General features: G+C 67.7%; 16 protein-coding genes and 1 pseudogene. All 17 read left to right on the top strand.

What is annotated here, in order from left to right:
* The first annotated feature begins 31 nt into the window (after positions 1-31).
* The 17 genes and pseudogenes from FS787_RS15095 (at position 32) to FS787_RS15015 (ending at position 19,897) form a co-directional block, all read left to right on the top strand.
* Positions 32-1,828: a penicillin-binding protein 2 gene (locus FS787_RS15095; RefSeq protein WP_144673602.1), complete on the top strand. Its 1,797-nt coding sequence runs from the start codon at positions 32-34 to the stop codon at positions 1,826-1,828.
* Positions 1,829-1,950: 122 nt separating this feature from the next.
* Positions 1,951-3,618: a UDP-N-acetylmuramoyl-L-alanyl-D-glutamate--2,6-diaminopimelate ligase gene (locus FS787_RS15090; RefSeq protein ID WP_260982577.1), complete on the top strand. Its 1,668-nt coding sequence runs from the start codon at positions 1,951-1,953 to the stop codon at positions 3,616-3,618.
* A 6-nt stretch (positions 3,619-3,624) separates the two neighbouring features.
* The gene (murF, locus tag FS787_RS15085) at positions 3,625-5,202 is read left to right on the top strand and encodes a UDP-N-acetylmuramoyl-tripeptide--D-alanyl-D-alanine ligase (protein WP_144673598.1); all 1,578 of its coding nucleotides are present in this window, start codon (positions 3,625-3,627) and stop codon (positions 5,200-5,202) included.
* Entirely contained in the window at positions 5,199-6,308 is a 1,110-nt protein-coding gene (gene mraY, locus FS787_RS15080) for a phospho-N-acetylmuramoyl-pentapeptide-transferase (protein ID WP_056431208.1), read from the top strand. The genes murF and mraY overlap by 4 nt, the downstream gene beginning before the upstream one ends.
* On the top strand, positions 6,290-7,891 hold the full coding sequence (gene murD / locus FS787_RS15075; protein WP_144673596.1) for a UDP-N-acetylmuramoyl-L-alanine--D-glutamate ligase: 1,602 nt from the start codon (positions 6,290-6,292) through the stop codon (positions 7,889-7,891). Before mraY ends, murD begins: the two co-directional genes overlap by 19 nt.
* Before the next feature lie 2 nt (positions 7,892-7,893).
* Positions 7,894-9,192 (top strand): annotated as a pseudogene (ftsW, locus tag FS787_RS15070) (putative lipid II flippase FtsW); the annotation flags it as partial.
* A gap of 294 nt (positions 9,193-9,486) precedes the next feature.
* Positions 9,487-10,635 carry an undecaprenyldiphospho-muramoylpentapeptide beta-N-acetylglucosaminyltransferase gene (gene murG / locus FS787_RS15065; protein ID WP_144673592.1) on the top strand — a complete coding sequence of 383 codons (1,149 nt, stop codon included), beginning with the start codon at positions 9,487-9,489 and terminating at the stop codon, positions 10,633-10,635.
* 4 nt (positions 10,636-10,639) lie between these two features.
* Positions 10,640-12,109 carry a UDP-N-acetylmuramate--L-alanine ligase gene (murC, locus tag FS787_RS15060; RefSeq protein ID WP_144673590.1) on the top strand — a complete coding sequence of 490 codons (1,470 nt, stop codon included), beginning with the start codon at positions 10,640-10,642 and terminating at the stop codon, positions 12,107-12,109.
* Positions 12,102-13,049, top strand: a complete 948-nt coding sequence (locus FS787_RS15055; RefSeq protein WP_144673588.1) for a cell division protein FtsQ/DivIB — start codon at positions 12,102-12,104, stop codon at positions 13,047-13,049. Before murC ends, FS787_RS15055 begins: the two co-directional genes overlap by 8 nt.
* Before the next feature lie 307 nt (positions 13,050-13,356).
* Complete coding sequence (ftsZ, locus tag FS787_RS15050) at positions 13,357-14,583, top strand: cell division protein FtsZ (protein WP_144673586.1); 1,227 nt, start codon at positions 13,357-13,359, stop codon at positions 14,581-14,583.
* Between the two features lie 99 nt (positions 14,584-14,682).
* The gene (locus FS787_RS15045) at positions 14,683-15,456 is read left to right on the top strand and encodes a polyphenol oxidase family protein (RefSeq protein ID WP_144673584.1); all 774 of its coding nucleotides are present in this window, start codon (positions 14,683-14,685) and stop codon (positions 15,454-15,456) included.
* Entirely contained in the window at positions 15,449-16,204 is a 756-nt protein-coding gene (locus tag FS787_RS15040) for a YggS family pyridoxal phosphate-dependent enzyme (RefSeq protein WP_144673582.1), read from the top strand. Before FS787_RS15045 ends, FS787_RS15040 begins: the two co-directional genes overlap by 8 nt.
* 87 nt (positions 16,205-16,291) lie before the next feature.
* Entirely contained in the window at positions 16,292-16,822 is a 531-nt protein-coding gene (locus FS787_RS15035) for a cell division protein SepF (protein WP_144673580.1), read from the top strand.
* 138 nt (positions 16,823-16,960) lie between these two features.
* On the top strand, positions 16,961-17,269 hold the full coding sequence (locus FS787_RS15030; RefSeq protein WP_144673578.1) for a YggT family protein: 309 nt from the start codon (positions 16,961-16,963) through the stop codon (positions 17,267-17,269).
* Positions 17,270-17,418: 149 nt separating this feature from the next.
* Positions 17,419-18,114, top strand: coding sequence for a DivIVA domain-containing protein (locus FS787_RS15025; RefSeq protein ID WP_144673576.1), 696 nt, complete (start codon positions 17,419-17,421; stop codon positions 18,112-18,114).
* A 135-nt stretch (positions 18,115-18,249) separates the two neighbouring features.
* Complete coding sequence (gene lspA, locus FS787_RS15020) at positions 18,250-18,834, top strand: signal peptidase II (protein ID WP_144673574.1); 585 nt, start codon at positions 18,250-18,252, stop codon at positions 18,832-18,834.
* Complete coding sequence (locus tag FS787_RS15015) at positions 18,824-19,897, top strand: RluA family pseudouridine synthase (RefSeq protein ID WP_260982574.1); 1,074 nt, start codon at positions 18,824-18,826, stop codon at positions 19,895-19,897. The genes lspA and FS787_RS15015 overlap by 11 nt, the downstream gene beginning before the upstream one ends.
* The last annotated feature ends 21 nt before the right edge of the window (positions 19,898-19,918 follow it).

The following is a 19,918-nucleotide window of genomic DNA, read 5'->3' as shown; positions in this document are numbered from 1 at the left end:
CCACCAGCCAGGCAAGCAGCAAGGAAACATCGTGGCGCAGAACACCGGCAAGGCACGCAAGGCGAAAGTGCCGAGCGCAACCCGGCGGCTGCGGCTGGGCCTCGGGGTGATGCTGACGCTCCTGCTGGTCGTCGGCGGGAAGCTTTTCCTCGTCCAGGGCCTCGACGTCGGGGGCATGGCCGAGGCCGCCCTCCAGAACAGGCTCACCCCGATCGAGCTTCCGGCCGAACGCGGCAGCATCCTGGATGCCAACGGCACGGTCCTGGCCAGCAGCGTCATCCGCTACAACGTCGTCGTCGACCAGCGGGTCAACACCAAAACCGAGACGTTCCGCCGGTTTGACGAACGCACGGAGGAACTCGTCGAGGTTTCCCGTGACCAGGGCATCTCCGACCTTGCCGCGCTGCTGGGCATGGATGCGTCCGCGCTCAAGGATGCCCTGACCGGCCAGAAGCCCTATTACATTGTGGCCAAGGACGTGAAGCCTGACATCGAGGACCGCATCTCCAAACTGCAGATCCCGGGCATCGTCACGGTAGGCACCAGCAAGCGGGTGTACCCCAACGGCTCCGTGGCCGGCGGGATCGTCGGCTTCCTGCAGGACGGCACCACCGGCCAGGCCGGCCTCGAGCAGACCCAGGACGGGATCCTCAAGGGCACCCCCGGAAAGCGGCTCTTCGAAATCGGCGCCGACGGGCTCCGCATCCCGGTCGGCGTGGACCAGCTCACTCCGGCCGTGAACGGCAAGGACATCAAACTCACGCTGAACTCGGACCTGCAGTACTTCGCCCAGCAGGCCATTCAAAGCCAGCGGGACAAACTCAGCGCCGAATGGGGCGTCGTGATCGTCCAGGACATCAAGACCGGCGACATCATCGCCATGGCGGACACCAACTCCCCGGACCCCAACGATCCTGGCAAAGTCGACGCACAGGACCGCGGCGTCCGTGCCGTGACCGCCGCGTACGAGCCCGGCTCGGTGGAGAAGATGATCACGGCAGCAGCCCTGATCGAGGAGGGCAAGTCGAGCCCGCTCGAGAAGTTCACCATCCCGTCGTCGTACACCGTGAACGGCCAGACGTTCAACGACGCCTTCGCCCACGGCACCGAGGACCGGACGCTGGCGGGCATCCTTGGCTGGTCGATGAACACCGGTACGGTCATGGCCGGCCAGCGACTCAGCAAGGAGCAACGCTATAACTGGCTGAAGAAGTTCGGCATCGGAGAGGCACCGGACATCGGCCTGCCCGCCGAAGCCAAGGGCATCCTGACGCCGCACGAGCAATGGGACGGCCGCCAGGAATACACCGTACTGTTTGGCCAGGGCGTCTCGCAGTCCACGCTCCAGACGGTGCGGGCCTTCCAGAGCGTTGCGAACGACGGCGTGATGCTCCAGCCGCGGCTCATAGACAGCTACATCACCCCCGATGGCGTCGAGGAAAAGGTTCCGGCGAAAGAGCCGCGGCAGATCGTTTCCGCGGACACCGCCAAACAGGTGCGGGACATCCTCGAGAGCGCTGTTACGGAGGGCCAGATCAAGGAAGCAGGCCTGGACGGCTACCGGGTCGGGGCGAAGACCGGCACCTCGCAATCGCCGTGCGACGACGGCACCGCCGGGTTCTGCGGCTTCACGGCGTCGATGGTGGGGATGGCGCCGATGGACGATCCGCGGTTTATTGTTGAAGTGGTCCTGCAACGGCCCAAAGGCGATATTTACGGCATCTCGAACGGACCGGTGTTCCGGTCCGTGATGAGTCAGGCGCTGCGGACGTACAACGTTCCGCCGTCCAAAGGCCAGCCTGTCAGGTTGCCGCAGTACGCCAAGTAGCACCCGCGCAAGAACCAGCACCAGCCCGTCCATGAAACCTGTTCCGGGAAAATGAGCCTGCGGGCCGGGGGACCCCTCCCTGCGCAGCGCCGGATCCACCAGCACCACCAACGGAGATGCACGTGTCAGATCAGAATGCCCCCGGCGCTTCCGCCGCGCCGTCCGGCCCCGGGTCCACCGCGGGGTTCCGGCCCACTGCGGTTGCCGCAGTGCAGCTGGCAGCCATCGGCGAGTCGATCGGCGTCGTTGTCCCCGGGGCTTCCGGCTCCGTCCCGGTGACCGGGATCTCCCTGAACTCCCGCGCCGTGCAGCCCGGCGACCTCTACGTCGCCCTGCCCGGCGCGAGCCGGCACGGGGCCGACTTCGTCTCCCAGGCGGTGGAGGCCGGCGCGGCCGCCGTGTTGACGGACGACGCCGGCGCACGCCTTCTGGCGTTCTCGCACGACATCGCCGTTCCCGTGCTGCTGGCCGAGGAACCTCGCAGCCTCGTGGGCGGGCTGTCGGCGCTGATCTACCGGAGCCGGCCGGAGGACGCCCCGTCGCCTGCCCTCTACGGCGTCACAGGCACGAACGGGAAGACCACCACCACCTACTTCATCAACGCCCTCCTGCAGGCCCTCGGGCAGAAGACGGGACTGATCGGCACCATCGAGATCCTGGCCGGCGGTGAACCGATTCCGAGCCTCCTCACCACGCCGGAATCCACCGATGTCCACGCCCTGCTGGCCCTCATGCGCGAACGCGGCCTTGACGCGGCCTCGATGGAGGTCTCCTCGCACGCCATCTCCTTCCGGCGAGTGGACGGCGTCGTGTTCGACGTCGCCGGCTTCACCAACCTGACCCAGGACCACCTCGACCTGCACGGCAGCATGGAAGAGTACTTCCAGACCAAAGCAGAGCTCTTCACCCCCGCGCGGGCCAGCAAGGCCGTCGTCACGGTGGACGACGACTGGGGCGCCAAACTGTCCGGCACCGCAGCCATCCCGGTCACCACGCTGGCCACCCACGCCGACGCCGGGGCAATGGCCGGGACCGGGGCGCCGGCAGCGGCGGACTGGACCGTCAGCCGGCAGGCCCCGCGCGGACTCGGCACCGACTTCACCCTCCGCCACCGCGACGGCACGGAACTGCGGGTCCACACCGGGCTGCCGGGGAGCTTCAACGTGGCCAACGCCGCGCTGGCAACTGTGATGGTGCTCGCGGGCGGCCACGACGCCGCCGCCGTCCAGACGGCCCTCGACGCCGCCGACCCCTTCACGGTCGCCGTCCCGGGCCGCATGCAGCTCGTCTCCACCGCCCCCGCCGCGGTGGTGGACTTCGCCCACAACCCGGACGCCCTCGCCCGGGCACTTGACGCCGTCCGGTCCCCGGAACCGGGGTCACGCGTGATCATCGTCTTTGGGGCCACCGGCCAACGCGACCAGGGCAAGCGGCCCGCCATGGGTGCCATCGCCGCCCGCCGCGCCGACACCGTGATCATCAGCGACGACGACCCGCACGACGAGGACGCCGCGGCAATCCGCGCCGACGTCCTGGCAGGCGCTGTCGAGGCGAAGGAACGCGAGGGCCTGGACTGCAGCATCATCGAAGTTTTCCCCCGCGATGCCGCCATCCGGAAAGCCGTGGAACTCGCGGGCCCGGCGGACACCATCCTCGTCGCGGGACGCGGCCACGAAGTGTGGCAGGAGGTCAAGGGCGTCAACCTCGCCCTTGACGACAGGGTGGAGCTCCGCTCCGCCTTGACAGCTCGGGGATTCACCGTTCTCGAAGACCAGCGGATAGAGTCCTAAACCGACATGATTGCATTTACCGCGGCGGAAATCGCCGACATAACCCACGGCCGCCTGGCTGCGGAGCCGGGGATCACCCCCGGCTCCGTGGTGACCGATTCCCGGGAAGCGGCCCCAGGCTCCCTCTACGTGGCCAAGCCGGGGGAGACGGCCGACGGCCACGACTTCGTTGCCGCCGCCTTCGCACGCGGCGCCGTGCTGGCGCTGGTGGAGCACGACGTCGCCGACGACGCCGGGGTCAACTACCCCGCCGTTGTGGTCCAGGATTCGGTCCTCGCGATGGGCGCCCTCGCGGCGGAAGCGGTCCGGCGGATCCGTGCCGGCCGCGCCGCCGCCGGCGGGACGCTCACCGTTATCGGGATCACCGGTTCCGCCGGCAAAACCACCACGAAGGACCTGCTGGCAGGCATTCTCTCCGCCGAAGGCACCACTGTTGCACCGCAAGGTTCCTACAACGGTGAAGTCGGCGTCCCGCTCACGGTCTTCAAGGCGGACGTGGACACCCGTTACCTCGTCATCGAGATGGGCGCTACGGGAGTGGGCCACATCAGCTACCTGGCGGACATGGTCCGTCCCGACATCGGTGTGGTTCTTGGCGTCGGCACCGCCCACGCCGGGGAATTCGGCGGCGTCGAGAACATTGCCCTCGCGAAGGGCGAACTCGTCGAAGCCCTGCCGTCCGAAGGGACCGCCATCCTCAACCTGGACGATGCGCGGGTGGCCGCCATGGCCGGACGCACCCGGGCCACCGTCCTGGGATTCACCGCGCAGCCCGCCCGCGGAGACGGATCCGACGCAGCTGGTGGAGGAGGAGCCGGTTCAGGAGCAGCCGCTGACCGGGTCCGCGCCGAGCGAGTCGAACTGAATGCCGGCGGCAGCCCCGAATTCGAACTTTTCCTGCCCGGCGGCACCACCGGGCACCACGTCTCAGCCAAACTGATCGGGGCGCACCACATCGCCAACCTGCTGGCCGCAGCGGCGGCCGCCCACGCCGCCGGCGTGCCGGCCGCACGGATCGCCGCTTCCCTCAGCGCCCAGACCGCCGCCAGCCGCTGGCGGATGGAACGCACCGAGCGGGCCGACGGCGTCACCGTCATCAACGATGCGTACAACGCCAACCCGGAGTCCATGCGCGCTGCCTTGCGCACGCTCGCGGACCTGGGACGGGGCCGCCGGACCTGGGCCGTACTCGGGGCCATGCTCGAACTGGGCCCCGACTCCATCCGCGAACACATGGCCGTGGGCACGCAAGTGGTCCGGCTCAATATCTCCCGGCTCGTCGTGGTGGGCCGCGAGGCCCGCTCGCTCTACGTCTCCGCCGTCAACGAGGGGTCCTGGGGCAACGAATGCGTCTTCGCGGAGACGCCGGAAGAGGCCTACCAGCTCTTGCAGGCGGAGCTTGAGCCCGGTGACCTGGTGCTGTTCAAGTCTTCCAACAGCATCGGGCTGCGCCATCTGGGCGATCGGATAGCATTACCCCCACAGGCCCCCGGGACCGCTGCGGTTTCCGCAAAAGGACAGGCTGCCGAAAACGCTGCCGGAGATACGGCCGGAACCGCCACTGAAGGGAGTGCGCTGCTGTGATTGCACTGCTGATGGGGGCCGGGCTGGCCTTGCTGTTTGCCTTCCTGGGCACACCGCTGTTTATCCGGTTCCTGGTTCGGAAGAGCTACGGGCAATTCATCCGGGATGACGGACCCACCACCCACCACACCAAGCGCGGCACGCCCACCATGGGAGGCACGGTGGTGGTCCTGGCGGTGCTGGCGAGCTACGGCATCACCCACCTTGTCATGTGGATGATCAACCCGGCCTCGCCGGGCCCGTCCGCCTCGGCCCTGCTGCTGCTGTTCCTGATGGTCGGCATGGGGCTGGTGGGCTTCCTGGATGACTTCATCAAGATCTCCAAGCAGCGCAGCCTCGGCCTGAACGCCAAGGCCAAACTGATCCTGCAAGCAGCCGTGGGCATCATCTTCGCGATCCTCGCCCTCTACTTCCCGGACGAGAACGGTGTGACGCCCGCGTCGTACCAGATCTCCCTTGTCCGGGACATCCCGTGGCTGAACCTCGCCTTCGCCGGCACCCTCCTGGGCACCATCCTCTTCGTGCTGTGGTCGAACCTCATCATCACCGCCGCCACGAACGGCGTGAACCTGACGGACGGCCTCGACGGCCTGGCCGCCGGCGCCTCCATCATGGTCTTTGGCGCCTACACGCTGATGGGCATCTGGCAGAGCAACCAGTCATGCGGTTCGCCGCGGCAGGCCGGCTCAGGCTGCTACATCGTCCGGGACCCGCTGGACCTGGCCCTGCTCGCCGCCATCCTCAGCGCGGCGTTGGTCGGCTTCCTGTGGTGGAACACCTCCCCGGCGAAAATCTTCATGGGCGACACCGGGTCGCTCGCCATCGGCGGCGCCGTCGCGGGTTTTGCGATCCTGTCCCGGACCGAACTGCTGCTCGCCTTCATCGGCGGCCTCTTCGTCCTGATCACCCTGTCGGTCATCATCCAGGTGGGCTACTTCAAAATCACCAAGGGCAAACGGTTCTTCAAGATGGCCCCGCTCCAGCACCACTTTGAGCTCAAAGGCTGGGCGGAAGTCACGGTGGTGGTCCGGTTCTGGATCCTGTGCGGACTCTTCGTCGCCGCCGGACTGGGCATTTTCTACGCCGAATGGGTGGTACTGCTGTGACGAGTCCGATTCCCGCGCCCCTCACCACGTCACCCCGGCTCGAGAACCTGGTCACCTGGGACTCCGACTGGGCCGGGTTGCGCGTGGTCGTCACCGGCATCGGGATCTCCGGCTTCGCCGCCGCCGACACCCTGATCGAACTCGGCGCCCGCGTCGTCGTCGTGGACGCCGCCACGGGACCGAAGGCCCAGGCCCAGGCGGACACCCTGCGGATCGTCGGGGCCGCCGACGTCCTGCTGGGCGAGGACGCCGTCGACACCATCCCCACAATCGACGGTGCAAAGCCGGACCTGATCGTCACCTCCCCGGGCTGGCGCCCGGACCAGGCACTGCTCGCGGCCGCAGCCAGGGCCCACATCCCGGTCTGGGGCGACGTCGAACTCGCGTGGCGGGTCCGCGAACGCAAAGGACGCAAGACCGCGGACTGGCTCACCATCACCGGCACCAACGGAAAGACCACCACTGTGGGGCTGACCGAATCGATGCTGCAGGCCGCAGGACTCAAAGCCATCGCCGTCGGCAACGTCGGCACGCCCATCCTGGACGCCCTGCGCGACCCGGTGGACTACGACGTCTTCGCCGTCGAACTCTCCAGCTTCCAGCTGCACTGGAGCAATTCCGTCTCCCCGGTGGCGAGCGTCTGCCTCAACGTCGCCGAGGACCACGTGGACTGGCACGGGTCCTACGCGTCGTACCTGGCGGACAAGGCAAAGGTCTACGAAAACACCCAAAAGGCCTGCATCTACAACGCCGAACAGATCGAAACCGAGCGTATGGTGGAGGACGCCGACGTCGTCGAAGGCTGCCGGGCAGTGGCCTTCACCACCGTCACGCCGGCCGTCAGCATGCTCGGCGTCGTCGAGGGCCTCCTGGTGGACCGCGCCTTCATCGCCGAGCGCAAGGACAGCGCCGCCGAACTGGCGTCCGTCTCTGACCTCGGCGCCGTCGCTCCACGCCACATGGTGGCCAACGCCCTGGCAGCGGCGGCCCTGGTCCGGGCCTACGGCGTGGAGCCGTCCGCCGTCCGCAAGGGCCTGCTGAACCACCTGCCGGGGGACCACCGCATCCAGCTCGTCGCCCGGCACAACGGTGTGCTCTGGGTCAATGACTCCAAAGCCACCAACCCGCATGCGGCCGCAGCGTCCCTCTCGGCGTTCGAAAACGTCGTGTGGATCGCGGGCGGACTGTCCAAGGGAGTGAACTACGAGGCGCTGGTCCAGGAGCACGCCCGCCGGCTCAAAGCCGTGGTCCTGATCGGGGCGGACTCCAGCGATCTGCGGTCCGCCCTCCAGCGACACGCGCCGGATGTCCCCGTGATCGGCGAAGCGAAGGGCGAAACTGAAGAGGTGCAGACTGCCGCTACGGCCGACGCCCAAGCAGGACCCTCACCGATATTCGGTGAGACTGTGATGGCCCGGGCCGTCGCTGCGGCGGCGCAGCTTGCCGCCTCCGGGGACACTGTGCTCCTGGCCCCGGCGGCTGCATCCATGGACCAGTTCTCTTCCTACGCTCACCGTGGCGACGCCTTCATCGAAGCTGTCCGCGAGCTCGTGGAAGGGCAGGCTCAGACCAGCAAGGAGTAACTATGGTCAGCACGCCCACACCTTCGCCCGCGGCCTCCCCGGCCGCAACCATGCCAACGGCGGCCAGGACGGCGCCTGCCCAGGCACCATCAGGCCTGCAGGCGGTCGGCCACACAGTCCGGGACTGGTACCGGGGGTTCTGGTCCGCCCTCGAAGGAACGGGGAAGTCCCGCAACGGTTCCACGTACTACCTGATCCTGGGCTCCACCCTCGCGCTGACGGCGATCGGCATCCTGATGGTGCTCTCCGCCTCCAGCGTCGAGGCCATCGCAGCGGGGGAGTCTCCGTACACGGCAGCCCTCAAGCAGGGGCTATTCGCCGGGATCGGCCTGTTTAGCATGTTCCTGCTTTCCCGGGTCAACGTGGTCTGGCTCAAGCGCGGCGCCTGGATCGCCATCATCGTCGCGTTCGTGCTGCTGTTGCTGGTGCTGGTCATCGGCCGCAGCGCCCTCGGCAACAAAAACTGGATCGACGTCGGACCCTTCACGTTCCAGCCGTCCGAGGCCGCCAAACTGGCGCTGGCGCTCTGGATGGCCACGGTGCTGGACCGCAAAGCCAAACTCCTGTCCCAAACGAAGCATGTCCTCGTCCCTGTGGTCCCGGGGGCCGCCGGAATTGTCGGGCTCATCCTGATGGGCAACGACCTCGGCACCGCCATGATCGTCATGATGATCACGGCGGCCGCCCTGTTCTTCGCCGGGGTGCGGCTGTACCTGTTCGGGATCGCCGGCGTCATCATCGCCGCGGGCACGGTCGTTATGGCCATCACCAGCCCCAACCGTGTCTGCCGCATCCTGTCCTGGACGGGGCAGACCTGCGCGGACGGCTCCGACCTGAACTACCAGTCGACCAACGGCCTGTACGGCCTGGCGTCCGGCGGTTGGTTCGGGGTGGGGCTGGGGCAGAGCCGGCAGAAATACAGCTGGATCCCGGAAGCACACAATGACTTCATCTTCGCCATCATCGGCGAGGAACTGGGACTGGTGGGAACCCTCGTGGTGCTGGTGCTCTTCGCCATCCTCGGCACCGCCATCTACCGGGTTGTGGTGGCCCAGAAAGACATGTTCCACCGCGTCCTGGCCGGCACCATCATGGTCTGGCTGCTGGGCCAGGCGACCGTCAACATGGCCGTGGTCACCGGCCTCGCTCCGGTGGTGGGAATCCCGCTCCCGTTCATTTCCTACGGCGGCTCGGCCCTGCTCATGTCCTTGTGCGCAATCGGCGTAGTGTTGTCCCTGGCCCGGGCACAAATGGCACCGGGGCTCCAGCCGAAACGGCTCACCCGGTTCGGGCCGGCCGGGCTGGCGGCGTCGCTGCGGAAGCGGATCGCGGCACGCAGGGCGGCAACGGCCGCACCCGGCAAATCAGCCAAAACCAAAGCCGGCACAACGGCCGGCGGCCCAGTAAGGACCCAAGCGAGGACCGCCGACGGCAGCGCCGTCAGGACGCCGCGGGCCAACACCGCAGCCCGTACAGCGCCTTCCACCAGGACACCGGCTGCCACACCTCCGGCCCCAGGAACGCCGGCCGCCCGCACGCCGTCCACCCGAACTCCCGCCCCAAAAAACCCCGCACGAAAGCGTAAATAGGCCTTTATGAATACCGAGTCGTCTTTGTCCGTTGTCCTTGCCGGCGGTGGAACAGCCGGACACATCAGCCCGCTCCTGGCCATCGCGCACGCGCTTCGGGAGACCCGCCCCGACGTGAGGCTTCTCGCCGTGGGAACTCCGGGCGGCATGGAAGCCCGGTTGGTGCCGGCCGCTGGGGTGGACCTCGCCACCATCCGCCGGGTTCCCTTCCCCCGGCGGCCCTCGCTGGACCTGCTCCGGCTGCCGGGACGGCTGGTCGGCGCCGTGAAGCAGGCCGGTGTCATCCTGGAGGACGCCAAAGCGGACGTCCTGGTCGGCGTCGGCGGCTATGTGTGCACGCCGATGTACCTTGCGGCACGGCGCCGCAAGATCCCCATCGTCATCCACGAGGCGAACACGCGCCCCGGACTGGCGAACCGGGTGGGGGCACGGCTGGGCGGACACGTTGCCGTCGCTTTCGCAGGGACCCGGCTGGGCGCCTCCCGCCACGTCGGCATGCCGATGCGCCGGGAAATCTCCAACCTTAACCGGTCCGCGGCCAGGGCCGCGGCACGGGCGGCCCTCGGACTGGACCCGGACCGTCCGGCCCTGATCGTAACCGGCGGCTCCTCCGGCGCCCAGAGCATCAACCGCACCATCGCGGCGTCGGTCGGTCTCCTGGCGGAGTCCGGCATCCAGACCCTGCACATCACCGGACGGGGCAAGGCCGTCCACGACGCCGACGGAAAGCCGCTCGCAGCACCCGGCTACCAGCAGCGCGAATACGTCGACGGGATGGAAACGGTGTACGCCGCTGCGGACCTGCTGCTGGCACGCTCCGGTGCCGCGACCGTCTGCGAGGTCGCCGCCGTCGGCGTTCCGGCAGTCTTTGTTCCGCTGCCGATCGGCAACGGCGAACAGGCGCTCAACGCCGCCGGACTCGTCGAGGCGGGCGGCGCCCTCCTCGTGGAGGACGGCACGTTTTCGCCCGCCTGGGTCCGCGAGCACATCATCCCGTTGCTGCAGGATAAGGACAGGCTCGCGGTCATGGCGGCCAGCGCCGAAAAGCTCGGTATCCGTGACGCTGACCAGCGCATGGCAGACCTCATCCTGGAAACGGCCCAAGTGTACGCACCATCAGAAAAGCCCTCGAAGCAGCACGGCAGGAAGCGGTAGCGGAATGACCCAGCCCGAACACCAGCACACCACCACGGCCACCCGCACCGCGGAGTCCCTCGGCCGGGTGCATTTCATCGGCATCGGCGGCGTGGGAATGTCCGCCGTGGCCCGCATCATGGTGGCCCGCGGGCTGTCAATCAGCGGCTCCGACGCCAAGGACCTGCCGGTCATGGCAGACCTCGCCGCGGCCGGCGCCCGGATCTGCGTCGGCTACGACGCCGCCAACCTGGGCGACGCTCAAAGCGTTGTTGCGGGCTCGGCCATCCGCCCGGACAATCCCGAACTGGCAGCGGCCCGGGCTGCCGGGCTGCCGGTGCTCCACCGCTCCGAGGCACTCGCGGCCGCCATGGCGCAGGACACCGCGGTGACCGTGGCCGGCACGCACGGCAAGTCCACCACCACGTCCATGATTGCCGTCCTCCTGCAGGGCGCGGGCCTGGACCCGTCGTTCGCCATCGGCGCGAACGTGCCCGCCCTGGGCGTCAACGCCGCCAGCGGCAGCACCCCGATCTTCGTCGCGGAAGCGGACGAATCCGACGGGTCCTTCCTGAACTACCGCCCGCAGATCGCCGTTGTGACCAACGTCGAACCGGACCACCTCGACCACTACGGCACCGCCGAGGCCGTCTACGCCTCCTTCGACCGCTTCACCGCCCTGCTCCCGGCCGACGGTGTGCTGGTTGCCTGCGCGGACGACGCCGGAGCCAAGGCCCTGGCGCTGCGGACCCTCGAGCGCGGCAACACCCGCGTGGTGCTCTACGGCACCGGCGATGACGCCCAGCTTGTGCTGCACGACGGTGGCCCGGGGGACGTTGCCATCACCACGCCCGCCGGCCGCTTCCCCCTCGAGCTGCACGTTCCCGGGCGGCACAACGCCCTCAACGCGGCGGCGGCATTCGCCGTCGCCCTTGAACTCGGTGTGGACCCCGCGGTTGCCGCCGGCGCCCTGTCGCACTTCACGGGGGCGTCCCGACGCTTCGAATTCAAGGGGGAGGGCCGCGGCGTCCGGGTCTACGACGACTACGCGCACCACCCCACCGAAGTACGGGCGGCCCTGTCCGCGGCACGGTCAGTAGCCGGCGGCCACAAGTTGCACGTCCTCTTCCAGCCGCACCTGTTTTCCCGGACCCGGGAATTCGCCGAAGAGTTCGCCGCGGCGCTCAACACGGCGGACACGGCCCTGGTGCTGGACATCTATCCCGCCCGCGAGGACCCGATTCCGGGTGTGAGCAGCCAGCTGATCGCCGCGCACCTCGGCGCCGGCGGGAGGCTCGTCGGACCGGGCACGGAGGCAGTGCAGTCGATCGTGTCCGCCGCCGGGCCGGGGGACATCGTGCTCACCGTCGGCGCCGGCGACGTCACGGCCTACGGGCCGCTGATCGTTGCGGCCCTGGACGACGCTGCTGACCGGAACGGCAGTGCCGATCGGAACGGCAGTGCTGATCGGAACGACGGAGTGTCCGGTGCCTAGCACCCGCCGCCCCGGTTACACGGCTGGCGCTGGCCGGTCCCCGTCCGGGAGCGGGGACCCGGCGGCTCCGGATGTCATCTCTGCCTCCAAGGACAGCAGAGCCGGCACAGGTACCGCCGCCAGTGGTCCCGTAGCCGGAGTCCCCGCACGGGGACCCGCTGCAGGCCCCGCAGCTGCGCCCGCAACCGGATCAAAGCAGACGGCCTTGTCAGCCCGGGACAATGTGCTGTCCTTCCCCGAACCAAAAGCCAGACGCCGCAGACGCATCATCCAGGGCACCATCGCCGCCCTGGCGGTGCTGGTGGCGGGGATCGTCGCCGGGGCTGTCTACTCTCCGGTCCTCGCGCTGCAGACAGTGAGCGTGGAGGGGACGAAACTGCTGACGGCAGCCCAGGTCCAGAAGGCCCTCGCCCCGCTGCAGGGCAAACCCCTGCCGCAGATCAGCGACGGCGACGTCACTGCCCTCCTGCAGCCGCTGGTCCAGGTCAAGGAAGTCACCACTCAGGCCCGGCCGCCGTCGACGCTGCAGGTCAAGGTGACCGAACGCGTGCCGGTGGCCCTGGTCAGACAGGGCAAGGCGCACCAGCTGGTGGACGCCGACGGGGTGAAACTCAGCGACTCCGCCGACCCCGCGGCGGTCAAGCTCCCGGTCATCGACGGCGGGGGAGGCACGCTGCCCAAGGACCTGTTCCATGCCATCACCGGGGTCCTGGGCGCGCTGCCCGCGGACGTGCTCGCCCGGCTCTCCAACGCTTCGGCGAAGTCGGTGGATGCCGTTGAACTCAAGCTCGTTGACGGCCAGACGATCGTGTGGGGCAACGCGGGGGAGAAGGAGCTGAAGGCGAAGGTCCTCGAGGCCCTGCTGAAGGTGCCCGCGGACCCGAAGAACCCGGTCCGGATCTACGACGTCAGTGTCCCGCGGCACCCTGTCACCCGATAGCCGCCAATCACTTGACCTCAGACCGGCGTGGGCGGCAGCCAGGGCTGGCGCCTGGCGCCCAACTCCGGCGCCGGCACGGCACCACGCGGCCGTGATGACCGGCACCAAGGCAGCACCACAAGAGGCGATTTCTGCGGTATTACCGCGACACGCGGCGCCGGTTATTGAATGTCATCACACAAGGAAATAGCGTCACAGCATGAGTTACTTGACATAACTATAACCTTCAAGTCGAAGGTTAAGGTTCAAAGCTTCAAGCCCGACTCCATCAGTTTTCGCAATAGAACACGAACAAGGGACACGTAACGTGGCAGCTCCGCAGAATTACTTGGCCGTCATCAAGGTCGTCGGCATCGGCGGCGGTGGCGTGAACGCAGTCAACCGCATGATCGAGGTCGGTCTTCGCGGCGTCGAGTTCATCGCGGTCAACACCGATGCGCAGGCATTGTTGATGAGCGATGCAGACGTCAAGCTCGACATCGGGCGTGAGCTGACGCGCGGGCTGGGCGCCGGTGCGAATCCCGAGGTCGGCCGGCAGGCTGCCGAGGACCACGCTGAGGAAATCGAAGAGGTGATCCGCGGCGCCGACATGGTGTTCGTCACCGCCGGCGAGGGCGGCGGCACCGGCACCGGCGGCGCGCCCGTCGTGGCCCGGATCGCACGCTCCCTGGGCGCGCTGACCATCGGCGTCGTCACCCGCCCCTTCACCTTCGAAGGCCGCCGCCGCGCCGGCTCCGCGGAGGCCGGCATCGACGCCCTCCGCGATGAGGTCGACACGCTCATCGTCATCCCGAACGACCGCCTGCTGTCCATCAGCGACCGCAACGTCTCCGTGCTGGACGCGTTCCGTTCCGCCGACCAGGTCCTGCTGTCCGGTGTCCAGGGCATCACCGACCTGATCACCACCCCCGGCCTGATCAACCTCGACTTCGCCGACGTCAAGTCCGTGATGCAGGGCGCAGGCTCGGCCCTGATGGGCATCGGCTCGGCCCGCGGCGAGGACCGCGCCGTCAAGGCTGCGGAGCTGGCCATCGCCTCGCCGCTGCTGGAAGCATCCATTGACGGTGCCCACGGCGTCCTGCTGTCCATCCAGGGCGGCTCGGACCTGGGCCTCTTCGAAATCAATGAGGCTGCCCGGCTGGTCCAGGAAGTCGCCCACCCCGAAGCCAACATCATCTTCGGTGCGGTTATCGACGATGCGCTCGGCGACGAAGCGCGCGTCACCGTCATCGCCGCCGGCTTCGACGACGTCAAGGCCACCTCGCCCTCCATGGACCAGTCCCTTCCGCAGGCCGCACCGCAGCGCCCGGCGGCGCCGGCGGCAGCCCCGGCTCCGGCCCAGGCTCCGGCCTCGGCCCAGGTCCAGCCGCTGCACGCCACGGTGGGCGCTTCAGGTTACGGCGGCTGGGGCCAGCAGCGCCCGTCCGCGGTCCCTGCAGACTCCGGATTCGACGTCGACCTTCCCTCTGTCGTGGAGCCGGATCTGTCCGGACGCCACTCCGATGACCTGGATGTCCCTGACTTCCTCAAGTAGGTCCTGAAGCACCATGGCACTGCCGGATGGCAGTGCCATGGTGCTTTCTCGTAGGATCGTAGTTCTGCAAACACGTTTGGCAACGAACTGGGGTTTTGAATGTTCTCGTGGCGGGCTGAAGTCCGGCCGGGCGTCTGGGTGGCTTTCACCAACGCCGCCGCCGGCAACCTGGCGCTCCATGTAGGCGACAACCCGGTGGACGTCCATCGCCGGCGCGGGGACCTCGAAGCCGCAGTTGGACTCGCCGGCCGGCCCTTCCGGTACATGAACCAGGTTCACGGCAACCAGGTCGCCGGCATCGGCGCCGCGACGGTGGCCGGTCACCGTACTTTTGCCTCTGCCTCTGCCTCTGCCTCTGAGGCTGACGCTGATGCCGGTGCCGACGCCCCGACCGCTGACGCCATGGTCTCCCTGGGGGAACCCCTGGCCGTGATGGTGGCCGACTGTGTCCCGGTTGTCCTGGTCGGTGACCGGGCCGCCGGCGGAACGCCCGTCCTCGCTGTTGTGCATGCCGGGCGTCCCGGCGTTGCCTCCGGCGTCGTCCCGGCCGCTGTCACGCGGATGCGGGACCTCGACGCGGCCCGGCTCAGCGCCTGGATTGGCCCGTCCGTCTGCGGAGGATGCTACGAGGTCCCCGAGGACATGCGCCGCGACGTCGCCGCCCGGGTGCCCGCTGCATGGTGCACCACTACCAGGGGCACACCGGGCCTGGACCTGCCCGCCGCCGTCCGCAGCCAACTTCAGGACGCCGGCGTAGCGGTCGAATACTCCGGCAACTGCACCCTGGAAGACGAACAGCTGTTTTCCTACCGCCGCGACCCGGGCACCGGACGGTTCGCCGGACTGGTGTGGACGGAGCGAACGGATGACTGAACACCCCAATACCCAGCAACCCGACGGCGTGCCCGATCCGCGGCTGGAACAGCTCCGGGAGCGGCTGCAGGCCGTCCGGGAACGGATCGGCAGCGCCGCGGCAGCAGCCGGCCGGGCGGAGTCGCCGCCGCAGCTGATCGTGGTCACCAAATTCCATCCTGCCGAGGACGTCCGGCGGCTCGCCGCCCTGGGCGTCACGGACGTGGGGGAGAACCGGGACCAGGAAGCCTCGGAGAAGGCGGCTGCACTGGCGGCCCTGGAGCTGCGCTGGCACTTCATCGGCCAGCTCCAGAGCAACAAGGCCAAATCCGTCGTGAAGTACGCCCATGCCGTGCACTCCGTGGACCGGCTCCAGCTGGCCGCTGCCCTGGCCAAGGCCATGGCCGTCGAACAGGATCGCACCGGGCGGGCGCCCCTGGATTGCTTTATCCAGGTCAGCCTCGACGGCGACTCCGGTGGGCACCGCGGAGGGGCACTTCCTGCGGACGTCCCGGCGCTGGCCGCGCAGTTGGCCGGCTCGGCGGGGATCCGCCTCGCGGGTGTTATGGCTGTAGCCCCCTTGGGCGCGGATCCGGTCCCGGCCTTCGAAAAACTCGCGGAGCTCTCGGCGCGCCTCACGGCAGTCCATCCCGGGGCCGCCGGCATCTCCGCGGGCATGAGCCAGGACTTGGAACAGGCCGTCCGTCTGGGGGCGACACACCTTCGCGTTGGCTCCGATATTCTCGGTCCGCGTCCGGCGTTGCGGTAGGTTCAACGTATTGGAAGGTAATGGCGGGGATTCCAAGGCTGCTAAGTCATTGATCGGCCCGCTCACGGACACGATTAGGAGTCGACCATGGCCGGCGCTCTGCGCAAGACAATGATCTATCTTGGGCTCGCCGACGGCGACGAACACTACGAGTCCGAACACCAAACATCGCACAAGGATGAGGACGACTCCATGGAGCATGACCGCGAGGAACGCCGTGCACCGGCGCCCGTCCGCGAGGTCCCCAAGGAAGAGCCCTACGCCGCTGAAGAGGAATATCGCGCACCTGTGACACCCATCAAGCGAGCGGCATCGAGCCGCGAAGAGCACACCGGCCTCCGCCAGATCACCACGATCCACCCGCGGTCCTACAACGATGCCAAACTCATTGGTGAAAGCTTCCGTGACGGCATTCCCGTCATCATGAACGTCACTGACATGGGCGAGGCGGATGCCAAACGGCTCGTCGACTTCTCCGCAGGGCTGGTCTTCGGACTGCGCGGCAGCATCGAGCGCGTGACGAACAAGGTCTTCCTGCTCTCGCCGTCGTACGTCGAAGTCATCGGCGACGATAAGAAGATCAGCGAGACACAGGCGAGCTTCTTCAACCAGAGCTAGTCCAGGATTTTGCCCAAGGATGCCAGGCGGGGACACCCTGCCTGGCATCCTTGCTGAATTATCCGTGTTGAAATAGAGGCGTAACTATCAAGAGGACACTGCGGTATCCGGAATGAACATGGAGATATGAGATAACTCATGGGAATTGTTTTCGGACTTGTCTATATCGCACTGCTGTTGTTTTTTGTTGCCCTCATCATCCGGCTGGTCTTCGACTGGGTGCAGATGTTTGCGCGGAGCTGGCGGCCGCGCGGCGTGGCGCTCGTCACCGCCCACGCAGTGTATTCGGTCACAGACAGGCCCCTTAAACTGCTCCGTCGGCTCATTCCGCCGCTGCGGCTGGGTGGAATCTCGCTGGACCTTGGCTTCCTGCTCCTGTTCGTGGCAGTCACCATCGCCATGGGAGTAGCCAAGTTTCTGGTGTACTCCCAGCCCATCACGGCGTAGCCGGGCGGCGGACCTGGTCCGCGGCTTCAACTGATAGAAACTCCGGTTTGACACTGCGGTGTTGAATTAGAGGAACCAGACCATATTTAGGTACCGTAGTTTTGACGGCCGGAAGGCCTACTGACTAACTAGACCAACGAGGTGACCAGATGGCTTTGACGCCAGAAGACGTTGTCAACAAGCGCTTTCAGCCGACCAAGTTCCGCGAAGGCTACGACCAGGATGAAGTTGATGACTTCCTGGACGAGATCGTCGTCGAACTGCGACGCCTGAACCAGGAGAACGACGAGCTCCGCAAGAAGCTCGCCGAACTCGGCGCCGGCACGCCTGCCAGCTCCGCCGCCGCGGCTCCCGTCGTGGAAAAGGTCCCGGCACCCGTCAAGGCTGACAAGGACAAGGAAGACCGCGCCAAGGCAGAAGCCGAGGCCAAGGCCGCGGAAGCCGCCAAGGCCGCTGAGGCTGCCAAGAAGAAGGAAGCCGAGCAGGCAGCCGCACCGGCCCGCAGCGCCGCCACTCCGGCCGCCGAGTCCGCTGCAGGGCTGCTGGCCATGGCACAGCAGATGCACGACAAGCACGTCGCCGACGGCGAGCAGCAGCGCGACAAGATCATCGCCGAAGCACAGATCGAAGCCAGCAGCCTCGTCAACGACGCCCAGGAGAAGTCCCGCAAGATCCTCGGCGCCCTCGAGCAGCAGCGCTCCGTGCTGGAACGCAAGGTTGAGCAGCTCCGCGGCTTCGAACGCGACTACCGTTCACGCCTGAAGGCCTACATCGAGGGCCAGCTGCGTGACCTGGACGCCCGCGGCTCCGTGGCTGCCCCCGAGGTCGAAGCAAGCCAGGGCTAAAAGCCAAGTATTCTAAAAGCCGGTGGCTGAGGATTCCTCGACCGCCGGCTTTTGGCATTAACCGCAGGTTCCGCCGGCGGCCGTGCCCAAGCACCCAGCTCCCAGTCCCCGCACTGGCCCGTGAACGAAAGCCCTATGACTGACGCACCATCACCCGACGCCGCGCAGCCCGCTGAGTCCGCCCAGGCACGTCCCACCCGGCCGCGGCCGCGGCGTGCACTGCTGCTGACCCTGTTCTTTGGCCTGGCGGCATTCGCCTATGTCTTCGACCAGCTGACCAAACTGTGGGTCACCGCCAACATGACCGAGGGGGAGAGGATCCCCGTCCTGCCCCCGCTCCTGCACTGGTACTACATCCGCAACTCCGGCGCCGCCTTCTCGATTGGCGAGAACGTCACGTGGGTGTTCACCATCATCATGACCGCGGTATCAATCGCCATCCTGCTGCAGCTGCGCAAACTCGGCTCGCTCTGGTGGGCCCTGGCGCTCGGGCTTCTCCTCGGCGGCGCTTTGGGCAACCTCACGGACCGGCTCTTCCGTGAACCCTCCTTCGCCATGGGCCATGTGGTGGACTTCATCCAGCTCCCCAATTTCGCGATCTTCAACATCGCCGACTCCGCCGTAGTATCCGCGGTGGTCATCATTTGCCTGCTCACCCTGCGCGGGATCTCCCTGGACGGCACGCACCTCACGAAGGACACAGTGAACCATGACTCCTAGGGACGCGGCGCCTGAGCACACGACGCCCGAAGACCTGACCGCGGCCGGCGCACTGCCGGAGGACATCCTGCCGGCGGATGTCGACGAGGACGGTGCAGGCGACGTCACCGGAGCGGCGTCCGCCGCGACACCGGCAGCGTCCTTCCGCTTCGTGGTCCCGGACGAACTTGCCGGGACCCGCGTGGATGCCGGGCTCGCGAAGCTCATGGACATCTCCCGGTCGCAGGCCGCCACGCTGATCGGCGAAGGCAACGTCAGCAGCGGGGACAAAGCGGTCGGAAAGTCGCTCAAGCTCGCCGCCGGCGTTGTGCTCGACGTCGTCGTCCCGGCGCGCCGGGACCCCCTGGAAGTTGTGGAGGAAGTCGTGGAAGGCTTGAAGATCCTGCTGGACGATGACGAATTTGTTGTCATCGACAAACCGGTCGGTGTGGCCGCGCATCCTTCGCCCGGCTGGGTGGGACCCACCGTCGTCGGCGGCCTCGCCGGCCTCGGCTACCGGATCTCCACCTCCGGTTCACCGGAGCGCGCGGGCATCGTCCACCGGCTCGACGTCGGGACGTCCGGGGTGATGGTGGTGGCCAAGACGGAAGAGGCGTACACGGCCCTCAAGCGCGCCTTCAAGGAACGTACGGTGGACAAGGTCTACCACGCCGTCGTCCAGGGCCTGCCGGACCCGCTGGCCGGCACCATTGACGCCCCGATCGGCCGCCACCCGGGCCACGACTGGCGCTTCGCCGTGATTGAAGACGGCCGGGACTCCATCACGCACTACGAGGTCCTGGAGGCGTTCGGCAAGGCATCGCTGGTGGAAGTCCACCTCGAAACCGGCCGCACGCACCAGATCCGCGTGCACTTCTCCGCCTTGCGCCACCCCTGCGCCGGCGACCTGACCTACGGCGCCGACCCGCGGCTCGCCGCCACCTTGGGGCTCACCCGGCAGTGGCTGCACGCCCGGCAGTTGTCCTTCGCCCATCCCCGGACCGGGGAACAGGTCACCGTCACCAGCGAGTACCCGCAGGACCTGCGGTACGCCCTGGAGGTCCTGGAGTCCGGCCAAGCCTGATTGGTTGCCCGGGGGCTGCAG

It is taken from the genome of Arthrobacter sp. U41 (genome assembly GCF_007679325.1).
GTDB lineage: Bacteria > Actinomycetota > Actinomycetes > Actinomycetales > Micrococcaceae > Arthrobacter.
This window is presented reverse-complemented; position numbering and strand designations above follow the sequence as displayed.